The sequence below is a fragment of the Nocardiopsis sp. TNDT3 genome (genome assembly GCF_003427465.1).
GTDB lineage: Bacteria > Actinomycetota > Actinomycetes > Streptosporangiales > Streptosporangiaceae > Nocardiopsis > Nocardiopsis dassonvillei.
In genome coordinates this window covers 1-2,599 of the sequence record NZ_QPFC01001356.1, presented here as the reverse complement: position 1 = coordinate 2,599, position 2,599 = coordinate 1, and the positions used below count along the sequence as shown (strand labels likewise).

At 75.9% G+C, this 2,599-nt stretch carries 2 protein-coding genes and 1 riboswitch; of the genes, one reads left to right on the top strand and one right to left on the bottom strand.

Annotated features, from left to right (window positions below):
* The coding region (locus DQW06_RS27775; protein ID WP_370449151.1) for an ATP-binding protein at positions 1 to 1,252 on the bottom strand (1,252 nt) is incomplete at its 3' end.
* Between the two features lie 27 nt (positions 1,253 to 1,279).
* Positions 1,280 to 1,424: riboswitch (cobalamin riboswitch) on the bottom strand.
* Between the two features lie 48 nt (positions 1,425 to 1,472).
* Between DQW06_RS27775 and cbiE the strand changes: the two genes are divergently transcribed.
* A partial coding sequence (gene cbiE, locus DQW06_RS27770) for a precorrin-6y C5,15-methyltransferase (decarboxylating) subunit CbiE (RefSeq protein ID WP_232833185.1) occupies positions 1,473 to 2,599 on the top strand: 1,127 nt, incomplete at its 3' end.

Below are 2,599 nucleotides of genomic sequence, written 5' to 3'. Positions count from 1 at the left end.
CGGCATCCTCGGGCGCGTGCTCGGCTGAGGCGGGGGAGCGCTCCGGGTCGGGCTGTTCGCCGCCGGAGGTCTCGGCTTCCCCGGTGTCCCCGGCGTTGTCCGGGGGACTGGCGTTGTCGGAGGGATCCTGTGGGTCCTGTGTGTCTGACGGGGTTTCGGAATCGTCGCCGTCGTCGGTCCCCTGCGGGCCCGGCGGCTCCGGGGGGTCGGGCGGCGGTTCCTCGTCGCCCAGGATCCGGTCCAGGAGCTCCTCGTCGAGTCCCGGCGCGTCGAAGGGGTTGCGTCGGCGCCGGTGCGGCAGGGCGAGCGTGGCTGCGCGGCGGATGTCGGCCCGGGTGACCGAGGTCCGGCCCGACCAGGCCGCGTGCGCCATCGCCGTGCGCGCGGTCACGATGTCGGCGCGCAGGCCGTCCACGTCGTAGGCGGCGCACACCTCGGCGATCTTCAGCAGCGCGGCCTCGGACAGGCGCACCCGGCCCAGTGCCTCCCGGGCCGCCGCGATGCGTTCGGCCAGCGCCTTCTCGGCCCCGTGGTAGCGCCCGGCGAAGGCGGCGGGGTCGGCGTCGTGGGACATGCGCCTGCGCACCACCTCGGCGCGGATCGCGGGCTCGGACGGCGCGGCGACCTCGACGGTGAGTCCGAACCGGTCCAGGAGCTGCGGGCGCAGCTCGCCCTCCTCGGGGTTCATGGTGCCGATGAGCAGGAACCGGGCCGCGTGCTCCACGGAGAACCCGTCGCGCTCCACGGTGACCCGGCCGGTCGCGGCGGCGTCCAGCAGCAGGTCGACCAGGTGGTCGTGCAGGAGGTTGACCTCGTCGACGTAGAGGATGCCGCGGTGGGCCCGGGCCAGCAGGCCGGGTTCGTAGGCGACCCTGCCGTGGGTGAGGGCCTGTTCCAGGTGCAGGGAGCCCAGGACGCGGTCCTCGGTGGCGCCGACGGGCAGTTCGACCAGGCGCACCGGGCGGCTCTCCACGGCCGTGCCGGACCCGAAGGGCCCGTCGGGGGAGTGCTGCGCCGGGTCGGCGGGGTCCACGGAGAACCGGTCGCCCTGGTAGACGTCGACGGGCGGCAGGAGGGAGGCCAGGGCCCGGACCGCGGTGGACTTGGCGGTGCCCTTCTCGCCGCGCACCAGGACGCCGCCGATCTCCGGCGAGACGCTGGTGAGGACGAGGGACAGGCCCAGGTCGTCGAGTTCCTCGGCGTCGCAGCCGACGATCGCGGAAAAGGGGTAGTGCGGTGACCGCAATGGCATGTAGAGGCTCCCGCTCATGTCGCCATCGGTAAGGGACGGGCGCGAGGCCGGTCTTCGGACTTGCCGGGTCCTTCCTGGACGGAAGGCTCGGTTCACCGCAGCGGGCCTGTGCCGGAGTCTCACCGGGCTTCCCAGATTCTCCCCGCCGGCCGTCCCCACCGTTTCCGATGGCTGGGCCGTTGGGGCACCTCATGCCTGCCGCCACGATAGCGTCCGAGGAATGAAGGACGACAGCCGCCCTCCCGTCACCCGCCACCGCCCGGATGCCGCTGCGCGGGGGAGTGGTGCACCCTCAACGGACGCCTGCGGCGCGGAGCCCCCTCCCGTCACCCACCGTGCCGCTGCGCGGGAGGACGGGGTCTCCCCGCCCACCGGGCGCCGGATCACCGTCGTCGGCATCGGCGCGGACGGCTGGCCCGGCCTGCCCGAGCGGCTGCGCGCGCTCGTCCTGGCCGCCGACACGGTGCTCGGCGGGCGCAGGCACCTGGCGATGCTCCCCGACCGGCCCCGGCAGCGCCGCCTGGCCTGGCCCTCACCCCTGCGCGAGGGCCTGCCGCCTCTGCTGGCCTCGCTCGACGCCGCCTCCGCCGACCCAGCTTCCACCGACAGCGCCTCCCCTGACGGCCCCTCCACCGTGGCGCTGGCCTCCGGCGACCCCCTGGTGTCCGGCATCGCCACCACCCTGATCGACCTGCTGGGCGCGGACGCCGTGCGGGTGGAACCCGCCGTCTCCTCGGTCGCCCTGGCTCGCGCCCGCATGGGCTGGCCCGCCGAACGCTGCGCGGTGGTGGGCCTGGTCGGCCGCGACCCCCGCCTGCTGCTGCGCCAGCTCGCCCCCGGCCACCGCGTCCTGGTGCTCTCCTCCGACGGCGCCACCCCCGCCGCGGTCGCCGCCCTGCTGGTCGGCGCGGGCTACGGCGCCAGCCGGATGACCGTGCTGGGCGACCTGGGCGCGGACTCCGAGTCGCGCCTGGAGACCACCGCCGACCACTGGCTCGCGTCACCTCCCGGCACGGTGCCCCCGCTGCACGTGCTGGCCCTGGAACTCCTGGGCCCGCCCGGCCACGGCCTGGTCGCGGGGCTGCCCGACGACGCCTTCGAACACGACGGGCAGCTCACCAAGCGCGACCTGCGCGCCTCGGCGCTGGCCCGCCTGGCCCCCTCGCCGGGCCAGCACCTGTGGGACGTGGGCGCTGGCGCGGGCTCGGTGAGCATCGAGTGGATGCGCGCCCACCCCTCCTGCACCGCCACGGCGGTGGAGGCCCACCCCGAACGGGCCGCGCGGATCGGCCGCAACGCGGGCCGCCTCGGCGTTCCCGGCCTGGACGTGGTCACCGGCCGCGCGCC